15 protein-coding genes, 2 pseudogenes and 2 riboswitches are annotated in these 21,582 nt (G+C 62.3%); of the genes and pseudogenes, 8 read left to right on the top strand and 9 right to left on the bottom strand.

Annotated features, from left to right (window positions below):
- Window positions 1-60 precede the first annotated feature (60 nt).
- From pbpC to thiC, 6 genes and pseudogenes are all read right to left on the bottom strand, one after another.
- Window positions 61-2,136, bottom strand: a complete 2,076-nt coding sequence (gene pbpC / locus QQK16_RS04505; protein ID WP_284195230.1) for a penicillin-binding protein 1C — start codon at window positions 2,134-2,136, stop codon at window positions 61-63.
- Window positions 2,137-2,290: 154 nt separating this feature from the next.
- Window positions 2,291-2,614, bottom strand: a complete 324-nt coding sequence (locus tag QQK16_RS04500) for a rhodanese-like domain-containing protein (protein WP_284195229.1) — start codon at window positions 2,612-2,614, stop codon at window positions 2,291-2,293.
- A gap of 90 nt (window positions 2,615-2,704) precedes the next feature.
- Window positions 2,705-5,287 (bottom strand): sensor domain-containing diguanylate cyclase, encoded by a 2,583-nt coding sequence (locus tag QQK16_RS04495; protein WP_284195228.1) that lies wholly within the window; start codon window positions 5,285-5,287, stop codon window positions 2,705-2,707.
- Between the two features lie 84 nt (window positions 5,288-5,371).
- Window positions 5,372-5,452 (bottom strand): annotated as a pseudogene (locus QQK16_RS21215) (SEC-C metal-binding domain-containing protein); the annotation flags it as partial.
- 81 nt (window positions 5,453-5,533) lie between these two features.
- Window positions 5,534-6,343 (bottom strand): annotated as a pseudogene (locus QQK16_RS04490) (DUF1186 domain-containing protein); the annotation flags it as partial.
- 136 nt (window positions 6,344-6,479) lie between these two features.
- Window positions 6,480-8,396: a phosphomethylpyrimidine synthase ThiC gene (gene thiC / locus QQK16_RS04485; protein ID WP_284195226.1), complete on the bottom strand. Its 1,917-nt coding sequence runs from the start codon at window positions 8,394-8,396 to the stop codon at window positions 6,480-6,482.
- Between the two features lie 37 nt (window positions 8,397-8,433).
- A riboswitch (TPP riboswitch) is annotated at window positions 8,434-8,529 on the bottom strand.
- A gap of 164 nt (window positions 8,530-8,693) precedes the next feature.
- Between thiC and QQK16_RS04480 the strand changes: the two genes are divergently transcribed.
- Both QQK16_RS04480 and QQK16_RS04475 read left to right on the top strand, forming a co-directional pair.
- Complete coding sequence (locus QQK16_RS04480; RefSeq protein ID WP_284195225.1) at window positions 8,694-9,344, top strand: protein-L-isoaspartate O-methyltransferase family protein; 651 nt, start codon at window positions 8,694-8,696, stop codon at window positions 9,342-9,344.
- 423 nt (window positions 9,345-9,767) lie between these two features.
- Entirely contained in the window at window positions 9,768-10,613 is an 846-nt protein-coding gene (locus QQK16_RS04475; protein WP_284195224.1) for a hypothetical protein, read from the top strand.
- A 232-nt stretch (window positions 10,614-10,845) separates the two neighbouring features.
- Here QQK16_RS04475 and QQK16_RS04470 read toward each other — a convergent pair whose 3' ends face one another.
- Together QQK16_RS04470 and QQK16_RS04465 are read right to left on the bottom strand one after the other, a co-directional pair.
- Window positions 10,846-11,709 (bottom strand): lysophospholipid acyltransferase family protein, encoded by an 864-nt coding sequence (locus QQK16_RS04470; RefSeq protein WP_284195223.1) that lies wholly within the window; start codon window positions 11,707-11,709, stop codon window positions 10,846-10,848.
- Complete coding sequence (locus tag QQK16_RS04465; protein ID WP_284195222.1) at window positions 11,706-12,575, bottom strand: lysophospholipid acyltransferase family protein; 870 nt, start codon at window positions 12,573-12,575, stop codon at window positions 11,706-11,708. The genes QQK16_RS04470 and QQK16_RS04465 overlap by 4 nt, the downstream gene beginning before the upstream one ends.
- 90 nt (window positions 12,576-12,665) lie before the next feature.
- Here QQK16_RS04465 and metK point away from each other — a divergent pair, with 90 nt between their 5' ends.
- The 5 genes from metK (at window position 12,666) to plsB (ending at window position 19,702) form a co-directional block, all read left to right on the top strand.
- Window positions 12,666-13,835 (top strand): methionine adenosyltransferase, encoded by a 1,170-nt coding sequence (gene metK / locus QQK16_RS04460; protein ID WP_284195221.1) that lies wholly within the window; start codon window positions 12,666-12,668, stop codon window positions 13,833-13,835.
- Window positions 13,836-13,896: 61 nt separating this feature from the next.
- Window positions 13,897-13,963, top strand: a riboswitch (S-adenosyl-L-homocysteine riboswitch).
- Window positions 13,964-14,026: 63 nt separating this feature from the next.
- Window positions 14,027-15,445 (top strand): adenosylhomocysteinase, encoded by a 1,419-nt coding sequence (gene ahcY, locus QQK16_RS04455; protein WP_308446981.1) that lies wholly within the window; start codon window positions 14,027-14,029, stop codon window positions 15,443-15,445.
- 154 nt (window positions 15,446-15,599) lie between these two features.
- Window positions 15,600-16,115, top strand: coding sequence for a GNAT family N-acetyltransferase (locus QQK16_RS04450; protein ID WP_284195219.1), 516 nt, complete (start codon window positions 15,600-15,602; stop codon window positions 16,113-16,115).
- 78 nt (window positions 16,116-16,193) lie between these two features.
- Window positions 16,194-17,021 carry a methylenetetrahydrofolate reductase [NAD(P)H] gene (gene metF, locus QQK16_RS04445; RefSeq protein WP_284195218.1) on the top strand — a complete coding sequence of 276 codons (828 nt, stop codon included), beginning with the start codon at window positions 16,194-16,196 and terminating at the stop codon, window positions 17,019-17,021.
- A gap of 194 nt (window positions 17,022-17,215) precedes the next feature.
- Window positions 17,216-19,702, top strand: coding sequence for a glycerol-3-phosphate 1-O-acyltransferase PlsB (gene plsB, locus QQK16_RS04440; RefSeq protein WP_284195217.1), 2,487 nt, complete (start codon window positions 17,216-17,218; stop codon window positions 19,700-19,702).
- Window positions 19,703-19,847: 145 nt separating this feature from the next.
- Here the strand turns inward: plsB and QQK16_RS04435 are convergent, their stop codons facing one another.
- The gene (locus tag QQK16_RS04435) at window positions 19,848-20,591 is read right to left on the bottom strand and encodes a pseudouridine synthase (protein ID WP_284195216.1); all 744 of its coding nucleotides are present in this window, start codon (window positions 20,589-20,591) and stop codon (window positions 19,848-19,850) included.
- 166 nt (window positions 20,592-20,757) lie between these two features.
- Here QQK16_RS04435 and QQK16_RS04430 point away from each other — a divergent pair, with 166 nt between their 5' ends.
- Window positions 20,758-21,528 (top strand): tRNA threonylcarbamoyladenosine dehydratase, encoded by a 771-nt coding sequence (locus QQK16_RS04430; RefSeq protein ID WP_284195215.1) that lies wholly within the window; start codon window positions 20,758-20,760, stop codon window positions 21,526-21,528.
- Window positions 21,529-21,582: the final 54 nt, after the last annotated feature.

Here is a 21,582-nt window from a genome sequence, read left to right as displayed (position 1 = left end):
TGTATCAAAGTATGCTTATTGCATCATTTGTCGGCGTTTTTTTGCCTTGATGTCTCTTCTTTATCGGCCATATTGACCGCGTACTTGAAATATAACCTGCCTTTTTGTGCGCCCCTGGGCATCTTGCAGCGCCAGTTGATGCTGGCCTGGGCTGGGAGTCCAAGCCAGATCGGCATCAGCGCGCCCAAGCTGCTGACCATTCAATAGCCAGTGTAAGCCTTCTGCATTACTGGCACGTAACCATATGCGTTGCCGCGCGGCGGGGATATCCGGGTCCAGCGCCACGATCAGGCCCTCCGCAGGGTAGACAATGGCGGGGCCCGGTTGGTTGCCGGTCAACTCCACCGTATCGGTGGCGGTGCCGGCAAGAAAATACTCCTGCCTGGGGGCTTCGACGGCAGGCAGGTAGCGCAGCATCCTTTGCTCCAGCCCAACTGGCGGGCCGGGTGGTTCGCCCGGCTGGCCCAGTAGGGCGATGATGGCCCGCCAGGCCGGCGCCGCACCGCTGACACCGGAGACATCCCACATGGCTTCGCCATCGGCATTGCCTACCCACACGGCCACGGTATGGCGGGCGGTATAGCCCACCGCCCAGTTGTCGCGCATGTCCTTGCTGGTGCCGGTCTTGACGGCCGCCCATACCGGGGTGGCGAGCGCGTTGTCGAAACCAAAGGCGGCGGCGCGGGCGCCGCGGTCGGCCAGGATATCGCCCACCAGCCAGCTGGTGGCGCGGTCGCTGACCTGCCTGCCAGGCACGGGCGCTGCGGCAACCAGGCGCCAGGGACTGAGTTGGCCGCCGTTGGCCAGGCTGCGGTAGGCATTGGCCAGGTCGATCAGCCTGACCTCGGCCGAACCCAGCGCCAGGCCGTAGCCATAGTGGGCAGCGGGACGATCCAGCTGCAACCCCAACTGCCTGAGCCGGCCGTGGAAGTCGTCCAGGCCCACCAGCAGCAAGGTGCGTACAGCCGGGATATTGAGTGAGGATGCCAGGGAAGTGCGTACGCTGACCGGGCCGCGAAAACTGCGGTCATAGTTCTGCGGCACATATTGGCCGGCCGGGGTGGCCAGGGCAACCGGGCTGTCGTCCAGCAGGGTGGCGGCCGTGATCAGCTGCCGTTCCATGGCCAGGCCATAGAGAAAGGGCTTGAGCGTGGAGCCGGCCTGGCGGGGTGCGAGGACGCCGTCTACAAAGCGGGCGCTGCCGCCAGCACCGGGTGTGCCTACCCAGGCCAATACCTCGCCGCTGGCATTATCGAGCACCACGGCGGCGGCATCGCGCACATTGCGGCCGTACAGCTGCGCCAGTTGTTCGCGCAACTGCGCGCGGACCTGGCGCTGCAAGCGGGCATCCAGGGTAGTGCGCAATTGCTGGCCGGCCTGGGGCTGCAACTGGGGTAGCAGCTCGGGGCTGTCTGCGGGGCCGGGCAAGGGTTGCTGTGGCGCATTCAATACGGCCAGAGTGTAGGCGCGTAGTGCCGGGCAAGCTGGTGGCCTGGGCAGGCTCAGCGCCAGGGCGCAGGCCCGTTGGGCTACTCGCTCCGGTCTGGCATTGGGCGCGCGCAGCAGGCTGGCCAGGATCAGGCTGTCGCGTTGGTCCAGCTCGCTGGGCGCCTTGCCCAACAGCACCCGGCTGACGGCATCGATACCTACCAGTTCGCCACGGAACGGCGCCAGATTGAGATAGGCCTCCAGGATCTCGGGCTTGTTCCAATCGGCTTCCAGGTGTCCGGCCACCCGCATCTGCATGATCTTCTGCCAGAGGCTGCGGCGGCCATCGGCGGGGCTGAGGCTGTCGTCCAGCAGGCCGGCGAGCTGCATGGTGATGGTACTGGCACCACGGGTATCGCCACCGGCGGTATCGCGGGCAGCGCCAAACAGGGCTAGCCAGTCCACGCCGCCGTGTTCGTGAAAGCGGCGGTCTTCTGCGGCAAGTACGCTGCTACCCAGTTCGGCCGGCAACTGCTTGAGTGGCACCCAGGCCAGCCGTCGTGCCTGCTTGTCTACCCGAGTCTGTTGCAGTGGCTGACCATGTCGGTCCAGCAGCAGGGCCTCGGAGCTACGCCATGCCTGCTGCACGCTGGTGGGCGGCGGCGGGACGGAGCAAGCGGTCAGCCCCAGCAGAACCAAGCCCGTCATAAAAGTACGGAACCCAGGCCACCGGGCACGGTCGGAGACAGTGTTGCGCGAAGTGTTGCTCCGCTTCATCGCGTACTGCTCCTCGTATCCTGTCTCCCCAACAGGATAAGCTTGTCGGCGTGATCTTTTGATCGCGCCGCTTTTTTTGCGGTTTTCAGTAGCGTGCCATGGCGGGTTCGACTGCATCCGCCCAGGCGGCAACCCCGCCTGCCAGGTTGTAGATGTCGTCGAAGCCGGCACGCTCCAGAAAGGCAGCAACCTGGTAGCTGCGCATGCCGTGATGGCAGATCACCACGGTAGGCCGCTCGGCGTCCAGTTCGGTAACGGTGGCCGGTATGCTGTTCATCGGGCGGTTCTCCGAGCCGGCGATATGGCATAGCGCGTATTCCCAGGCTTCACGAACATCCAGCAACAGCGGTGCCGGTGTCTGGGTATCGGCCAGCCAACTGGCCAGCTCGGTGGGGGAGAGTTGCTTCATGGCTTGTCTAGGTAAAGTGCGGCGAAGACCGTGATGTTAACCGGGCTGGCCGTTCGGGGGCACGCATTAAAAATATCCCGTACCACCAGCCTACTCCGCCGCGCTATACAGCTCGCCCTGGCCATCGCGCAGTAGCGCTGTCAGGTTTCGGCCGGCATTCTTGGCCTGGTATAGCGCCCGGTCTGCTGCCTGCAGCAACTCGGTGGCGGCCTGGTCGGTGGCTTCCGCTGGCAATTGGGCCGGTAAGGCGGCGCAGCCAAAGCTCATGCTGACGGCGATGGGCTGGTTCTGCCATTGGGTGGCATCGCTCAGTATCAGGCGGCGCAGCCGGTCGGCCACCTCGGCGGCACCGTCCACATCGGTTTCAGGCAGCAGGATGGCAAATTCCTCGCCGCCCAGCCGGCCTACCGTGTCTATGGTGCGCTTGTTGTCATCCAGCAGTTTCGACACATGTACCAGTACGGCATCACCGGCAGCATGGCCCAGGGTGTCGTTGATGGCCTTGAAGTAATCGATGTCGGCCATCACCACAGCCATGGGCCGCTGGCTACGCTGGCTGCGGCGGGCCTCGGCATCCAGCGCGGCCAGGAAATGCCGGCGGTTGGGTATGCCGGTCAGGGCATCGGTGGTGGCCAGCTTGCGCATCTCGGCCTCTGCCTCGGCCAGCCGGGCATGCTGCTCCCCAAGGCGGGCATAGACGCGGGCATTGGAGACAGCCACGCCCACATAGGCACTCAGGGTGCGGAAAATCAGCTGCTCACGGGCACCGTAAGCATGTTCTTCGGCTGATTGTATGGTCAGCACGCCCACCAGGTCTTCGCCCACCAGTAGGGGGCCGAACCAGGAGGCGTGCATCTCGCGGGTGCCAGGGATATGGGAAGCCGCCCGCTGCCCGGCCGCGTATTCCAGCAGTATCTCGCGCCGCTCGCGGGCGCATTGGGCTGCCTTGGAGTTAGGGTCGTCCAGCGAGACACGCCGTTCCGGCATGGGTCGTCCATCCTCCACGCCGCGCCGTATCAGCAACCGGCCCTGCGCATCGAGTACCGACAAGCCCACATAGCTGACCCGTGCCAGCTTGCCCAGGTGTGCCACCAGGGTTTGCAGCACGCTGGAAAGATCGAGGTTGACAGTGATCTCGCGACCGATGCGGCCGAGATTTTCCAGCACCTGCAGCGAGGTGCTCAGCTCCTGTGCCCTGGCCGCTTCGGCCTCGGCCAGCATGCGCTGGTGCTGGGCCTCTTCGCGCTGCTGCTCGCCGCGATAGCGCATTTCCAGGGCCGCCATGCGATTGCTCAAACGGCGCTGTTCCGTCACCGCCAGGCGCTCGCGCGCCCGGCGCTCGTAACGCAAGGCCCGGGCGTAATCGCCTGCGCGCTCGCAGGCACTGGAGAGCGCATCCAGTATCTCCAACTGCTCCTTGTCATTGCCCTGCTTGGCGGTCAGTTCCAGCGCCCGCTCCAGATAGGTCATGGGCAGCTGCTGCTCATTGGGCCTGGGATGGTTGCAGTGTATTTCGGCCAGGGCGCGATAGATGTCGGGCTGCCACATCGGCAGCTCATGCTGTTCGGCCAGCAGCAGGGCCTCCTGCGCCAGCGAGCGGGCGGTGTCGACCTCGCCCAGCATGGCCTGCGCCCTGGCGGCGACCGTCATAGCGTCGATCACGCCGGCCCAGGCGCCAACGGGCCGTCCCAGCTGCTCGGCCCGTTGGGCGGTCAGCAGTGCCTGTTCGGCATGGCCGGCATCGAGTTCCGAATGCGCTAGATAAGCGTGGGCCAGCACATTGCCGCGGGATTCCGGTGCAATGCCCAGCCATTCCACGGCCTCCTTGAGCAGCAGCAGCGAGCGATCCAGCTGGCCGGTCTCCCGCGCCAGGCTACCCAGCAGTGCCAGAGCATCACCTATGGCCAACGGCCAGCCGGCCCGGCGTGCCAGGGCCAGGGCCTGGTCGGTCCAGGCATAGGCGTTGTCGTTGTCGTCGACATTGGAAAGCGCGGCCGCCAGCGACAGGCCTATGCGTATGCGCATATGCACCATGCCTGCCTGGCCTGCCTGTGTGGCCAGGGCCATCAGCTGGGCGGCGGCCTGCATCTGTTCGCCGGTATCGAACTGCCGCAGCGCTTCGGCCAGACCTAGCAGGGTCGCCACCGGCACCGATGGCCAGGGCGCCAGTGCCCGGGCTTCAGCCAGACGCCTCAGCGTGCTGTCGGGGGCGGCATAGACGCTGGCTTGGGCGGCCCAGGCGGCAGCAATGCGGCTGCGTTCCAGGTCTTCGGTCAGGCCATAGGCCTGGGCGGCCAGGCCGGCAGCGGCGAGGTTGCCCCTGTTGTCGCCCCGCAGGGCGGCCAGCAGGGCGGACAGCATATAGCTGTCGCCCACGCCCAGTGCGTCGTGCGCAGCCTCGAAGGCACTCTTGGATTGGGCCAGGAGTTGCGTGGCCTGCTCGAACTCGGCCAGCAGGCCCGCCACCTCGGCCCGCAGCAGATCCAGCCTGGCATGGAGTGGATGGCCGGGTGGCAGGGCCGCGGCGGCCTCGTCTGCAAGCTGCAGTGCCCGACGGCTGTCTCGCTGGCGTAAGAACCAGGCCAGCTCCACCCGCTGCTCCAGCAGAAGCTGGCCTAGGCTAAGGCGGGATTCAAGTGTGGCGACGTGGCTGTCGTCGGCGTAGAAGTCCATCTGCGCAATCTGGGTAGAGGTTGCATTGGGTGTACACCGGCCAGGCGTGCAATACAATCGCCATGCTCGGCCTACTCCCTGCTATCAGGCGTTTGCACCACAGCACTTCTTGTATTTCTTGCCGCTGCCGCAAGGGCAGGGGTCATTCCGACCCACCTTGGGCGCATCGCGCTTGATGGGTTGCTGTGGCTCGCGCTCGGTTTCCTCATCCTCGTCGTCATCTTCATCGGGGTGGAAGCAAGCCCAGCGGCCGATCTCGGCGGCGATGTCGCGGGGGTAGCCCCAGCCATGGTCCAGTTCCTCGGCCTGACAGGTGGCCCAGTCGCGCTGCATCCGCTGCTGGGATTCCTCCAGTTGCAGGAAGGCGTCATCCACCAGGCCGTCTTCAAACCATTCGGCTACCTGCTCAGCCAACTCGGCGGCACCGATTTCTTCCATCGTTACTACCAGCTCCGACAGGTAGTCGGTTGCGCTGCCCTGTTCCGGCTGCAAACCTTGGTCCACCATCCGCTCGGCTTCGCGCTGGCTGGCTTCCGTCAGCCAGGCCAGCAGGCTGGCGCGTGGGTAATCACCCTCCAGCGTGCGCAAGGCCAACGCCCGCAAGGCGGCCGAACGACTCCAGAAATACGCCTGGCTGTCGTCTGCCAGTGCCTGCAGGGCGGCTTCGTCGCCGGGGCAGGTGGCGGCCAGGGCGCGTGGAAGTCCCTCAGTCAGGTGATCGCCCAGCAATTCCTCCAGCGTCTCGCCGTCCAGGCGAGTCATCGCCAGCAGCGGGGCGAATGCCGCAGGTTCGCGCAAGGCCGCCAGCAGGTGCATGGCATACAGGTGCAGCATCCAGCCTTCATCGTCGTCTGTGCGCTTGCCTGGCTGGGCCGCGCAATCGGCCAATTCGGCCACCAGGCCGGGGATGACCAAGGCAGGTTGGCGCAGGGCGGCAGCCAGCGCCAGCAGCGGGAATTCACCGTGGTAATGGCTCAGTTGTGCGGCAATGGTTGGCCAATCCTGCGGTAGACGGGCTTCCTGTTCGGCAGTCAGAGCGGGTAGGGGGGCGGTCATTGGGGGTTCACAAGCTTTCTGATCAATAGGGGCAGGGCCAATAGGCCCGCTGCAGCTTTCAATTGTAGCTGGCCTGTCAAAGAACAAGGGCCGCATGCGCAGCCCTGGTTCCATGACTTGATGTTCGGTAGCAGGCTTATTCCTTGTGATACACCTCGGCCCCGCGCTGCACGAACTCGATGGATTTCACTTCCATGCCTTTTTGCAGTGCGGCTTCCGCCGCAATACCCTGCTTCTCGGCAAAGTCGCGCACGTCCTGGGTGATCTTCATCGAGCAGAAGTGCGGCCCGCACATGGAGCAGAAGTGCGCCACCTTGGCACCCTGCTGCGGCAGGGTCTCGTCGTGGTATTCACGGGCACGGTCCGGATCCAGACCCAGGTTGAACTGGTCCTCCCAGCGGAACTCGAAGCGGGCTTTGGACAGCGCGTTGTCACGTATCTGTGCGCCGGGATGGCCCTTGGCCAGGTCCGCAGCATGGGCCGCAATCTTGTAGGCCATGATGCCTTCCTTGACGTCATCCTTGTCGGGCAGGCCCAGGTGCTCCTTGGGGGTGACGTAGCACAGCATGGCTGTGCCATACCAGCCTATCTGGGCGGCACCGATGGCGCTGGTGATATGGTCGTAACCGGGGGCAATGTCGGTGGTCAGCGGGCCCAGCGTGTAGAAGGGCGCTTCATCGCACCAGTCCAGCTGCAGGTCCATGTTCTCCTTGATCAGTTGCATGGGCACATGGCCCGGCCCTTCTATCATGGTCTGCACATCGTGCTTCCAGGCCAGTTGGGTCAGCTCGCCCAGGGTCTTCAGCTCGCCCAGCTGCGCGTCGTCATTGGCATCCCAGCCCGAGCCGGGGCGCAGGCCATCACCCAGCGAGAAGCTGACGTCATAGGCCTTCATGATTTCGCAGATATCCTCAAAATGCGTGTAGAGGAAGTTCTCCTTGTGATGCGCTAGGCACCACTTGGCCATGATGGAGCCGCCGCGCGATACGATGCCGGTCATGCGCTTGGCCGTCATGGGCACATAGCGCAGCAGCACGCCTGCATGGATGGTGAAGTAGTCCACCCCTTGTTCCGCCTGCTCGATCAAGGTGTCGCGGAACAGCTCCCAGGTCAGCTCCTCGGCCTTGCCGTCCACTTTTTCCAGTGCCTGGTAGATGGGCACCGTGCCGATGGGCACGGGCGAGTTGCGGATGATCCACTCGCGCGTCTCGTGGATGTGCTTGCCGGTGGAGAGGTCCATGATGGTGTCGGCGCCCCAGCGTATGCCCCAGGTCATCTTGGCGACCTCCTCCTCGATGCTGGAGGTGACGGCCGAGTTGCCGATATTGCCGTTGATCTTCACCAGGAAGTTGCGGCCTATGATCATGGGCTCGCTTTCCGGGTGATTGATGTTGGCCGGAATGATGGCGCGGCCACGGGCAACTTCCTGGCGGACGAACTCGGGCGTGATGTCCTGCGGAATGGCCGCACCAAAGCTCTGGCCAGGGTGCTGGCGGGTCAGCAGCTCCACCATCCGGTCACCCAGCTTGCCGCCAGCCTGGCGCAGCGATTCGATATAGTCCTTGCGCTTGAGGTCTTCACGCAGCGCGATGTATTCCATCTCGGGGGTGATGATGCCGCGGCGGGCATAGTGCATCTGGCTGACATTGCTACCGGCCCTGGCGCGCAACGGTTTGCGGGTCAGCTCGAAGCGCAGTTCGTCCAGGCTGTGGTCGGCCTCGCGGCTGCGGCCGTAGTCGCTGCTCATGCCGTCCAGTTGCTCGGTATCGTTGCGTTCGGCTATCCATTGCGCCCGCAGCGGGCTCAGGCCGCGACGCACGTCTATCTGCACCGCAGGGTCGGTGTAGGGGCCGCTGGTGTCATAGACATAGATAGGCGGATTCTTTTCGCCGCCAAAGCTGGTCGGCGTATCGGTCTGGCTGATTTCCCGCATGGGCACGCGGATATCGGGCCGGCTGCCTTCTACATAGACCTTGCGGGAGGCTGGGAAAGGCTGGACCGAGGCTTCGTCGACGTGGGCCGTCTGGGAGAGGAACTTGCTGGGCGCGTTCATGCGGGCTTCCTATGAACGGCGCAGGGGCGGAGACGGGGCAAGCCGTGCGACGCTTCCCTACGCCGGTGTTAACCGGATCAGGTGCTGAGGGTTTTTCTCATCCGCCGATCTGGCGGAACCCCTAGCGTCTTGGTGCCCGGCCGCGGTATGGACCTTCTCCAGGCACCTTCATGGCTGCCAAATACAGCCAGAGATCGTGTGAAGCTAAGGCAAGTATGAAATAATTACAAGGATTTGATACAACACAAGCAGTCGCCACCCGTCCGGTGGCGCCTTCGTCTGGAAAGGATGCACGAGATGGATTGGGATCAAGCCCGCTTCAATATGGTAGAGCAACAGATACGGCCCTGGGATGTGCTCGACCTGACCGTGCTTCAGCTCTTGTCTGTCGTCAAGCGTGAGGATTTCATCCCCGCCGCGCACCGCGAGTTGGCGCTGGTGGACATGGAACTGCCCCTGGGCCCAGGCCGCAAGACCTGGTCGCCCAAGCTGGAGGCCCGCGTGGTGCAGGAAGTCGCCTTGACCGGCAAGGAGCGCGTACTGGAGATAGGCACGGGCACCGGCTATGTCGCCGCCCTGCTGGGCAAGCTGGCCAAGCAGGTCTACACCGTGGAGAGCGACGCCGCCCTGGCCGCGCAGGCCGCTGAACACCTGGCTGCAGCAGGTATCCAGAATGTCACCGTGGAAACCGGCGATGCCGTGCGCGGCTGGAGCAAGCATGGCCCTTACGACGTGATTGTGGCCTCCGGCTCCTACCCCGTGGCGCCCGAGTTCCTGTTCGAACAACTGGTCGAAGGCGGCCGCCTGTTCGCCATTGTTGGTGACGAACCCGCCATGAGCGGCACCCTGTTCCAGAAACAGGGCGGCTCGGTGGTCGCCACCAAACTGTTCGAGACCGTGGTGGCGCCATTTGCCAATGCACCGCAGCCGGCAAGGTTTGTGTTCTGAGACCGGCGCGCGCCAATTAGAGCCGCTACGCAGGGTTGTGCTCGCAACGCTTAAAAGCACTGGTTTTCACCAGTGCTTTTTTGTTGGCGTTTGCAGGTTGTGTTTCGGGCGGCTGGTTTGGGCTTACTCCGTTCCTTGGCAGGTGCCAGTGCGCAATTGCTATCTATTGTTTCATGCACTAGGTAGGTGCTATCGCTAGGGTATCCGCAGTGCCTGGTCGTAATTGCAATGTGCTGGGTGTGATGTATAGTAACTATTGTCGCCATAGGTGAGGCTGTGTGTGATTTTGTTAGTCAGGCAAACAAATGGCACGTCTTGTTGTGAGTCAAGAAAAATCCAATCTATTGATTTTTATGTGAATTTTCTTGAGTTGTATGCGCTATTTGGCTCTCGCATTAATAGGCTAAAGTATGGGGGGTGCGAATGTCTCACTCTCGCTATTTAATTTTGTTTCTAATGTCGCTTGGTGCACAAGCTGCAGCCCCGCTTTACTTTAATTTGGGGTCGTTTTTCCACGACCTTGCTCTTTACCTATTGGTGGCTATTTCGCTTGCGGCTGTTTTTATGGCCGCAAAAACTAAGTCGGTGAAGATGTCTGCGGGCCTGCTGTTTTCTCTGTGCTTTCTGGGGCCTCCGGCATATATAGTTTTTTCATTAAAAGAAGCTTCCATGAGCCGTGAGAGGGAGCAGAAGGAAAGTGAGGCGGGAAAGCAAAAAAACCTAGAAGCATTTGGGCGCTATTGTAAGGGTGGGAAGCAAGTCATTTATGACAGAGTGCCTGCAAAGGAGGAGCTTTCGATCTTTGTGCGGATTGAGAAAAAATTCATGGGCGATGAAATAGAATGGGGCGCCCATTCGTATGATGAGTATTTCAATGCAATGTCTGATTTGTGCAAAAAAACAGGCATAGTTTATATGGAAGGGATGTACAGCTCATATAATAAGGCAAAGAAAGGCTTTGATATAGAATTTAGGCGCCACCCAATATGCGCTAGGGCTGGAGAGGAGTGGGTTGTAGGCTCGGAAATTCAGTCAAGATATGAATTGGTACTTGGGCAGACTGGGCGTAAGGATCCAGCGCCATGGCGGGGGAGCCTTGCAAGTTCATCCATTCAAATAATGGACCGACAAACCGGAAGGGTATTGGCTGAAGATGACATGTATTTTCTTTCGGGCCATCCGTCGGGGGCTGATTGCCCTTGGGGAGGGGGTCAATTGTCGGAGCTTTTGGTAAAAGTTTTTGGCCGGTCTCCTCTAGAGGTCAATTGAGAAACGTTCGAGTTTGGCTGAGGCTCTGACTTAACCAATAGGAATTACAGAGTCTCAATACTGTTCGGTTAGACTGTTCGTACGATCAACTCTATCTACCACGACAGCCACTGGATTGCACCGTAGTCATGGCTTGGCCAAAATTGATTCATCCGCGGCAGAAATGCTGAAATCATTCTAACCGAACAATATTGGATATTGCCCCCGTTTTCTATTTGTGGTCAGCCTCGCGTCAGTCCCCGTAAAACCGCGCCTCGCCCTCTGGCCGGGTCTTGAAGCGCTTGTGCAGCCAGAAATACTGTTCGGGCGCCTGCCGTATGCGGGCTTCCAGTTCGGTATTCATGCGCAGGGCGTCGGCTACGGCATCGTCGCTGGGGAAGTTGGCCAGCGGGGCGTCGAGCACCAGTCGGTAGCCGTCGCGTTCGCGATAGACAAAGCAGGGCACCACGGCCGCGCCGCTGACGCGGGCCAGGCGTGACATGCCGGTGATGGTGGCGGCCTTGACGCCGAAGAAGGGCAGGAATTCAGCGTCGCGGGGGCCGTAGTCCTGGTCGGGCAGGTAGTAGAGCCGCAGGCCTTCGCGCAGGCCCTTGATCATGGGGCGCACGCCCTCGGTACGCACCACCAGCCGGCCGCCGAAGCGGCCACGCATGGCGGCCAGGCGGGCATCCAGGCCGGCATTGCTCTGGCGGGTGTAGAGATCCATCATCGGTACATCGGCCGATAGCCGCAGTCCGCCTATCTCCAGCCCGACAAAATGGCCGGCGAACAGGATGACGGGCTGATCCTTGAGGGCGTCGAGATGCTGCATGCCTTCGACCCGCACCAACTGGCGCAAGCGCGTCGCCGGGGCATACCAGCAGTAGCCATATTCCAGCATGGCCGTGGCCATCAGCTGGAAGTGACGGCGCAGCAGTTGCGCACGTTCCGCCTCCGAGAGGTGGGGAAAGCACAGCTGCAGATTGATTTCACCGACGCGGCGGCGGCGGCCGGCCACGCTATAAAGCAGGCTGCCGAGCACCTTGCCCAGCAGGGCGACAGTGCGGAAGGGCAGCCAGCGCAGCAGCCAGAGGAAGGCAGAGAGTAACCAGATCATTGTTTGTCTTGTTCTACGGCGGGCGGTGCGCCAGCCGGTTGTTTGTAGCGGTTGTAGCTCCACAGGTACTGGCTGGGAGCCAGCCGTATCAGGGCTTCCACATTGGCATTGAGGGTGGCGGCATCGTCCTGCCGGTCACCGGTGAACTCGCCTTGCATGGGTTGGATACGGACTTTGTAGCCACGGCCCCAGTCCAGCCGCTCGGCAAAGAAGAACAGTACCGTGGCCCCGGTGGCCTGGGCCAGCCTGGGCAGGAGGGTCATGGTATAGGCCGGCCTGCCGAAAAAAGGTGACCACACGCCTTCGCCGGCGCCGGGTGCCTGGTCGGGCAGGATGACGGTGGCTTCGCCGGCCTTGAGTGCTTTCATCAACAGGCGTACGCCGGCCCCGGTGGCCGGTGCCGTGCGCGCATTGTCGCGTGCGCGGCCGGCCTGCATCAAGGGCTCCAGCCAGCGCAGCTTGGGTGGCCGGTACATGGCGGTGATGGGGAAGGGCAGCCGGCCGCTGACATAACGGCCGGCGATATCGAAGGCGCCCAGGTGCGGGGTGACGAAGATCAGCGGTCGGCCGGCAGCCAGGGCGGCCTCGGCATGCTCCCAGCCCTGGCACTCGCGCACCAGCCGGCTGACGGCGTCGGCCGGCCGGCCCCAGGCCGCCAGTAGCTCCAGCGCGCCCTTGCCATGCTGGGCAATACTATTGCGTAACAAGTCGTTATAATCGCTCAAGCCGGACTGACGCAGGTTGTCGGCCAGTTGGCGGTGATAGCGGCGATCCAACAGCCATGCCAGCCAGCCCAGGAGAATACCCGCAGCGTGGAGGACCAGCAGCGGGAATCGGGCGAGGAACTTCAGTAGTAGAGTCAGCATCCACATCACATTTCAAATCTAATCCGCTCATTTTAGCGGGTTGCCCATTTCGCCGCCGATCTGGTGGCATAGCGACAAGAGGAAAAATCCATGCGCGAGTTCCTGTTCTCTTCCGAATCGGTTTCGGAAGGCCACCCTGACAAGGTTGCCGACCAGATTTCGGATGCCATCCTGGACGCCATCCTGGCCCAGGACAAGCACGCCCGTGTGGCCGCCGAGACCCTGGTGAATACCGGTCTGTGCGTGCTGGCAGGTGAGATCACTACCCATGCCAATGTCGATTACATCCAGGTGGCTCGCGAGACCATCAAGAAGATCGGTTACGACAGTTCTGATCTGGGTTTCGATTACAAAGGCTGCGCGGTGCTGGTGGCCTATGACAAGCAGTCGCCCGATATCGCCCAGGGGGTGAACGAGGGACAAGGCCTGGATCTGGACCAGGGCGCCGGTGACCAGGGGCTGATGTTCGGCTATGCCTGCGATGAGACGCCCACCCTGATGCCGGCTGCCATCTATATGGCCCATCGCCTGGTGCAGCGCCAGTCCGAATTGCGCAAGGATGGCCGTCTGCCGTGGTTGCGCCCGGATGCCAAGTCGCAGGTCACCCTGCGCTACGACGCCGATACCGGCCGTCCGGTGGGCATAGACACCATCGTGCTGTCGACCCAGCACCACCCAGATATCGCCTATGACGTGCTGAAAGAGGCGGTGATCGAGGACATCATCAAGCCGGTGCTGCCGCCCGAACTGATCAACGGCGACATCAAGTACTTCATCAACCCCACCGGGCGCTTTGTCATCGGTGGCCCGCAGGGTGATAGCGGCCTGACCGGCCGCAAGATCATCGTCGACACCTATGGCGGTGCTGCACCTCATGGTGGCGGTGCCTTCTCGGGCAAGGACCCCAGCAAGGTGGACCGGTCGGCTGCCTACATGGGCCGCTACATCGCCAAGAACATCGTGGCGGCCGGTATTGCCCGTCAATGCCAGGTGCAGGTGGCTTACGCCATCGGTATCGCCAAGCCGGTGTCCATCATGGTGGATACCTGGGAGACCGGCAAGATCAGCAATGAGAAGATCGTCGAGCTGATCCAGCGCCATTTCGACCTGCGTCCCAAGGGCATCGTGCAATCGCTGGACCTGTTGCGTCCCATCTACGGCAAGACGGCGGCCTATGGTCACTTTGGCCGCGAAGAGCCGGAGTTCAGTTGGGAAGCGACCGACAAGGCCGAGGCACTGCGCGCCGACGCCGGTCTGTAATACGCTGATATATCGGCACCACACCCCAGCCAGTCTGGGGTGTTTTGTTTTATACTGCTGCCTTACCGGGGAGCGTTGCGAGATCGATCGATCCCAGGCCCGGTATCTCAAAACTGCGCTCACCTGACCAACCCCCGTGCCGGGCACGGGATGCAAACAGGTGAGAACCGCATCCCGCATTTCCCGGCCACATGCACAAGGAATACGCTGTGGCTGACTTCAACGACTATGTTATTGCCGATCTCTCCCTGGCCGATTGGGGCCGCAAGGAGATACGCATCGCCGAAACCGAAATGCCGGGCCTGATGGCCATCCGCGAGGAGTTCGCCGCGGTTCAGCCGCTCAAGGGCGCTCGCATTACCGGTTCGCTGCACATGACCATCCAGACCGCCGTGCTGATCGAGACCCTGCAGGCACTGGGCGCCCAGGTACGCTGGGCTTCGTGCAACATCTTCTCCACCCAGGATCATGCCGCCGCCGCCATCGCGGCCACCGGCACCCCGGTGTTCGCCGTCAAGGGTGAATCGCTGGCCGATTACTGGGAATACACCCACCGCATCTTCGAGTGGGCGGACGGCGGCTACTCCAACATGATTCTGGACGATGGCGGCGATGCCACCGTACTGCTGCACCTGGGTGCCCGTGCCGAGCAGGATGAGACCGTGCTGAGCAAGCCCGGCAGCGAGGAAGAAACCATCCTGTTCGCGGCCATCCGCGCCAAGCTCAAGACCGATCCGCACTGGTACTCGACCCGCTTGGGCAAGATCCAGGGCGTGACCGAGGAAACCACCACCGGCGTGCATCGCCTGTACCAGATGCACCAGCGCGGCGAGCTCAAGTTCCCCGCCATCAACGTCAACGACTCGGTGACCAAGTCCAAGTTCGACAACCTGTACGGCTGCCGTGAATCGCTGGTCGATGGCATCAAGCGCGCTACCGATGTCATGGTCGCCGGCAAGGTGGCCGTGGTGTGTGGCTACGGCGATGTGGGCAAGGGCTCGGCCCAGGCCTTGCGCGCCCTGTCGGCCCAGGTATGGGTGACCGAGATCGACCCCATCTGTGCCCTGCAGGCCGCCATGGAAGGCTACCGCGTGGTGACCATGGATTACGCTGCCGACAAGGCTGACATCTTCGTCACCGCCACCGGCAACTACCACATCATTACCCATGACCACATGGCACGGATGAAGGATCAGGCCATCGTCTGCAATATCGGTCACTTTGATAACGAGATCGAAGTGGCGGCGCTGGAGAAGTACCAGTGGGAAGAGATCAAGCCGCAGGTTGACCATGTGATCTTCCCGGACGGCAAGCGCATCATCCTGCTGGCCAAGGGTCGCCTGGTGAACCTCGGTTGCGGTACGGGCCACCCCAGCTATGTGATGTCGTCCAGCTTCGCCAACCAGACCATAGCCCAGATCGAGCTGTACACCCGCCATAGCGACTACCCGGTGGGCGTCTACACCCTGCCCAAGCACCTGGATGAGAAGGTGGCTCGCCTGCAGCTGCGCAAGCTCAATGTGCAGCTGACCGAGTTGTCCGATGCCCAGGCCGCCTATATCGGTGTGCAGAAGCAGGGCCCGTACAAGCCTGACCACTACCGCTATTGATCGTCCCGCGCTGTAGCTATGGTGCTGGCCTGGCTGTGTCACTGCCGCAGCGGCGCAGCCTGGGGTAGATTGCCCCCTGGCGCCTGGATCACAAAACCCCGCCAAGTGCGGGGTTTTGTTTGGCCAGCGCAAGCAAGCCTATGACGGAGCGACCATGCAATTGCACATACCCGTACTGCAGACCGACCGCCTTGAGCTGGTGGCGCCGGCTGAATCCCACTTAGATGTCTATGCAGCCATGTATGGCGACCCCGAGCTCATGGCTCATATCCGGGGCGGGCAAACGTTTGACCGGGCTGGCAGCTGGAACAAGATTGCCGTGGCGCTGGGGCATTTTCTGCTGCGCGGCTATGGCTTGTGGTCGGTACGCGAGCGCGCCAGCGGCGAGATCGTGGGCCAGGCTGGGCTGATCAACCCGACCGGTTACCCGGCCATGGAGATCGGCTGGCTGATACACCGGGACTACTGGGGCCGTGGCTATGCCAGCGAAGCGGGCCAGGCGGCGCTGTCCTATGCGCTGGAGGTGGTACAGGTGGCAAGGGTGGAGGCGCATATCGAGCCCGCCAACCTGGCCTCTCTGGCGGTCGCCCGTAAACTGGGCATGGTGGTGGATGGGCTGGCATCCAGCCCGACGATGACCATACTGGAGAAAACACGGTCTGCTGCATAAGAACATGCATCGAATTCATTAGCTGGCTTGTTTTACGGTGTTAGCATTCATTTAACGATTGCATTGATTGGGTATCCCATGAGCCAGACCTTCAGTTTCGAATTCTTCCCGCCCAAGACGCCGGAAGGCGTGGAAAAACTGCGCAATACCCGCCGCCAGCTAGCGCAGTTCAAGCCGGCGTTCTTCTCCGTTACCTTTGGTGCCGGCGGTACCACTCAGGAGGGCACGCTGGCTGCCGTGCGCGAGATACAGGCCGAGGGCTTTGCTGCTGCGCCGCACCTGTCCTGTGTCGGTGCTACCCGCGCCAATGTGGCCGAGCTGCTGCAGGTTTACCGTAATGAAAACATCCATCGTATTGTCGCGCTGCGGGGCGATATACCCAGCGGTATGGTGGAGTTCGGTGAATTCCGTTACGCCAATGAACTGGTTGAATTCATCCGACGCGAACACGGCGACTGGTTCCATATCGAGGTGGCGGCCTACCCCGAATACCACCCGCAGGCACGTTCGGCCCATGATGATCTGGCCAATTTCGTGCGCAAGGCCCAGGCCGGCGCCAATTCGGCCATTACCCAGTATTTCTTCAACCCCGATGCCTACTTTGCCTTTGTCGACGAAGTGCGAGCACGCGGCGTAACCCTACCCATCGTGCCGGGCATCATGCCCATCAATAATTTCTCGCAGCTGGCCCGTTTCTCCGACAGCTGCGGTGCCGAGATACCGCGCTGGCTGCGGCTCAAGCTGCAGAGCTACGGCGATGACACGGCTTCCATCAAGGCGCTGGGCCTGGATGTGATCACCGACCTGTGCCGCAAGCTGCTGGAGGGCGGTGCACCAGGCCTGCACTTCTACACGCTCAACGCCGCCGGCAACGTTTCCACCATCTGGCAAAGACTGGGCCTGTAGCCCGCCCCGGCGCCCGTGTCGCTGGCGCCGGTGCTGAGCGTGGACACGCGAATAAGCTGCTAAGCTGAAAGTCTATGCAGCACCGTTCGACCGGTCAAGCATGCGCTTGGCCGGTTGGCGTTTATAATCGCTCGCTTATTCCAGAATTTCCTCGCTACATGCTCAAGTATCTCGGCCTCGATAGGCCTTTTTTGTTGCTCGCCAAAAAGCTGCTGTTCAGCGTGGTGCGTACCCACGTCATGTCCGACGGCTTGCAAAGCCTGGGCTTGTCGCCAGACAAGCCGGTGGTCTATGTGCTGCAGCGGCGCTTCCTCAGCAATATCCTGGTGCTGGACAAGGAAGTCAGCGCAGCAGGCTTGGCCTCGCCCCTGGCCGAGCTGACGCACCAGGGCGTGCGTGAGTCGCGGGCCTTCTTCTTTACCACCCGGGCAGAGCGCTGGTTTGGCCGCAGCAGCAATGTCGGCTACTCGCCCCGGCTGGCCCGCCTGGTGCAGGCCGCACGCAATCGTGCCGACTTCGATGTGCAACTGGTGCCGGTCAGTATCCTGTGGGGGCGCACGCCCGACAAGGAAAGCTCGATCTGGAAGCTGATCTTCTCGGAAAGCTGGGCGCCCCGTGGCAGCCTGCTGCAGCTGTTCACCATCCTGCTGCATGGCCGCCAGACGCTGGTGCGGTTTGGTCAGCCCATCTCCTTGAAGGAGCTGGTGACCGACACCGAGGACGAGGAGCGCGCGCTGCGCAAGATCGCGCGGGTGTTCCGGGTGCATTTCCGGCAACAGCGCGAAATGGCCATCGGCCCCGATCTATCGCACCGCCGCACGCAGGTTGAAGGCTTGCTGGAGACCGAGTCGGTGCGGGCCGCCATTTCAGCGCTGGCCGCCGAGCAGGGGGGCGGGGCAAGCGCCATGCTCAAGGCCGAAGAGAAGGCCCGCCACTACGCCTGGGAGATTGCTGCCGACTATAGCTACCCGGTGGTGCGGGTATTCCATCGCTTCCTCACCTGGGTGTGGACACGCCTGTACGATGGCGTTGAGCTGAGCAACTTCGAGACGGTGACCGGCGTCGCGCCGGACCATGAAATCGTCTATGTACCCTGCCATCGCAGCCATATCGATTATCTGCTGCTGAGCTATATCGTCTACCAGCAGGGCTTGATGATTCCGCACATCGCGGCGGGCGCCAACCTCAACCTGCCTATCGTCGGCGGCATATTGCGGCGCGGCGGGGCTTTCTTCCTGCGGCGCTCGTTCAAGGGTAATCCGCTGTACGGTGCAGTGTTCAATGAATACCTGCATATGGTGATTGCCCGTGGCAATCCCATCGAATACTTCGTCGAAGGCGGCCGCAGCCGCACCGGACGGCTGCTGCAGCCGCGCCCTGGCATGCTGGCCATGACGGTGCAGAGCTTCTTGCGTGACTCCAACCGGCCCATCGTTTTCATCCCGGTGTACATCGGCTACGAAAAGCTGTTTGAAGGGCGCAGCTATGTGGGCGAGCTGATGGGCAAGCCCAAGCAGAAGGAATCGCTGTTCAGCCTGCTGATGAGCGTGCGCGAGCTGAAGAAGAACTTCGGCAAGGTGCATGTGAATTTTGGCGAGCCCATCAAGCTGGCTGAAGTATTGGGGCAGTCGCACCCCGAGTGGCGCAATGAACCGCCGCTGGAGGAGAGCCGACCGGCCTGGTTTACCCAGGGTATACGCGAGTTGGGTCAGCGTATCGCCGATGGTCTCAATAGCGCTGCCGTGGCCAACCCGGTCAACCTGGTCAGCCTGGCTCTGCTGGCCACACCGCGGCATGCCATGGATGAGGATCAACTGGTGGCCCAGCTGGATGGCTACCGCCGCCTGCTGTCTGCCGTGCCCTATGCTGCCCGTTCGCAGCTGACTGCCATGGATGGTCGCGCCATGGTGGATCATTGCGAGAAGCTGCGCCTGATACAGCGCCACCCTCATGCCCTGGGCGATGTCATGCACTTCTACCCGGAAGATGCAGTGCTATGCAGCTATATGCGCAATAACGTGCTGCATTGCGTGGCGCTGCCGGGCCTGATTGCCTGCCTGTTCTCGCGCAATGCCAGCCTGAGCCGCGAGCAGCTGGCCAACCTGACCCGTACCGTCTATCCCTTCCTGCGGGCGGAGCTCTACCTGCGCTGGCAGCCCGATGAACTGGAGGCGGCGCTGGACAGCTATCTGGCTGCCCTGGTGGAGATGGGCTGGCTGTCCAGCAGCCCTGGGCGCGAGGGTATCTTCCATGCACCCAACCTCAATAGCGATGAGTACGCCCAACTGGCCTTGCTGGGCCAGGCGGTCAGGCCTGCGCTGGTGCGCTATTTCATCTCGCTGTCAGTGCTGACACAGCAGGGCAGTGGTGTGGTCAGTACCGACGAGCTGGAAGGTCTGTGCCATCTGCTGGCCCAGCGGCTGAGCCTGCTGCGCGAGTTCAATGCGCCGGAGTTCTTCGACCGGGCCATCTTCCGTACCTTTATCACAACGCTGAAGCAGGCAGGCCTGGCGGCCGAGGACGAGGCCGGCAAGCTGACCTTCAATGGCGCGGTGCGTTCGGCTGCCGCTGAATCACGCTATGTGCTGTCGCCAGACGTGCGCCAAAGCGTGCTGCACCTGACCCGGCTGGATCGCCCCACGGTGGAGCAGGCCTTGGCCAGGTTGGCCAGCAAATCCTGATACACAGGCCGCATCAAGCAAAAGAGACGCCTAGGCGTCTCTTTTGCTTGGTGTTCAAGTGTAGTGGGGTGCGCCGAGGCGTAACCGCAGGTATAAGCCTTTGCCGGTACTCACTCTACATCGATGGCGAGGGCACACCGGCCCCTCAGAATTTCTCGAATGGCCCCAGGTAGCGCCATTGGCCCATGGGCAGATCGGACAGCGGAATGCGGCCTATGCGTATGCGCTTGAGGCCGATGACCTTGAGCCCCACCAGCTCACACATGCGGCGTATCTGGCGCTTCTTGCCCTCGCGCAGTACAAAGCGCAGTTGATGCTCGTTCTGCCAGCTGACCTTGGCAGGCCGCAATGCCTGACCATCCAGGCTAAGGCCATGGTTGAGCAGCTTCATGCCGGCTTCGTCGAGCTGGCCTTCCACCCGCACGAGGTATTCTTTTTCAACCTTGGTATCGTCGCCTATCAGGGCCTTGGCCACGCGGCCGTCCTGGGTCAGTACCAGCATGCCGGTGGAGTCGATATCGAGGCGGCCTGCCGGTGCCAGTCCATTGAGGTGGCGGCGCGAGAACTCAATGCCGGAGCGGTCGCCCACATAGCGGTTCTCCGGGGTGATCAGCAGCGAGGCAGGCTTGTAGCCTTGTTCGGCCTGTGCCGAGACAAAGCCTATCGGCTTGTTCAGCAGTATGGTGACGCGCTGGGTCTGTGCCAGGGCGGCGCGCTTGTCCAGCTCGATGCGCTGGGTGGGCAGCACCCGGCTGCCGAGCACATCGACTACGATGCCATCGACCTTGACCCAGCCGCGTTCGATGTAATCGTCCGCTTCGCGCCGCGAGCATAAGCCCAGTTCGGCCATGCGTTTGGATAGGCGTAGGGTTTCCTGCGCGTCGGTCATGATGGTGTTCCCTGCACTAAAACCCTATTTTAACCCCTGCTGCGGTGACTACCCAAGGAAGCCGGCGAATATGTCGCCGCCAGCGGCAACGTGGCCCGGCGGCTTGCGGCGGCTACAGCTTGGATGCCGGCACGATATTCCCGCCATCACAGGGTAAAATGCCGCCATGGAAAGCTCTGATGATCTGGAATACCAACGCCGTTTCGGCGGCATTGCCCGGCTGTATGGCGCAGCGGGCCTGGCGCGTTTCGAGGCGGCGCATGTTTGCGTCATCGGCATCGGTGGGGTGGGCTCCTGGGCCGCCGAGGCGCTGGCGCGCAGTGCGATAGGGCGCCTGACCCTGATCGACCTGGACCATATCGCGCCTTCCAATGTGAACCGCCAGCTGCATGCACTCAGCAGCACCCTGGGGCAAGCCAAGGTCGAGGCCATGCGCGAGCGCATTGCCGAGATCAACCCGCGTGCCCAGGTGGCCGTGGTGGATGACTTTCTGACGGCCGACAACCTGGCCAGCCTGATTGCGCCGGGGCGGTTTGACTACGTGGTCGATTGCATGGACCAGTTGCGTGTCAAGGTGGCATTGGTCGTGCATTGCAAGCGCCACAAGATACCGTTGGTGGTGTCGGGCGGTGCCGGCGGGCGCCTGGACGCCAGCCGGGTGGCCATTGCCGATATCGCCCAGACCAGCGGCGATGCCTTGCTGTCCAAGGTGCGTGCCGAACTGCGCCGCAACCATGGCTACCCACGCGAGGGCAAGAAGTTCGGGGTGGAGGCGGTGTACTCCACCGAGCCCATCATCCGCCCCAAGGCCGAGGCATGCGAACCGGTCTCCGGCGGGCTTAGCTGTGCGGGTTATGGCTCGGCCGTGGCGGTGACGGCCAGCTTTGGCATGACCATGGCAGGACGCGCCTTGGTAAAGTTGGCGAACCTGGCTTGAGCTTGACTGTCATAGCCCATGCTATGATCGCGAATATTCTTGCTACGCCAATGT

Origin of the sequence: Chitinimonas prasina, from assembly GCF_030160395.1 — a bacterium.
In the GTDB taxonomy this organism is placed as follows: Bacteria; Pseudomonadota; Gammaproteobacteria; order Burkholderiales; family Chitinimonadaceae; genus Chitinimonas; species Chitinimonas prasina.
Note: the sequence above shows the minus strand (reverse complement) of the source record. Positions and strands in the feature narration are given on the sequence as shown.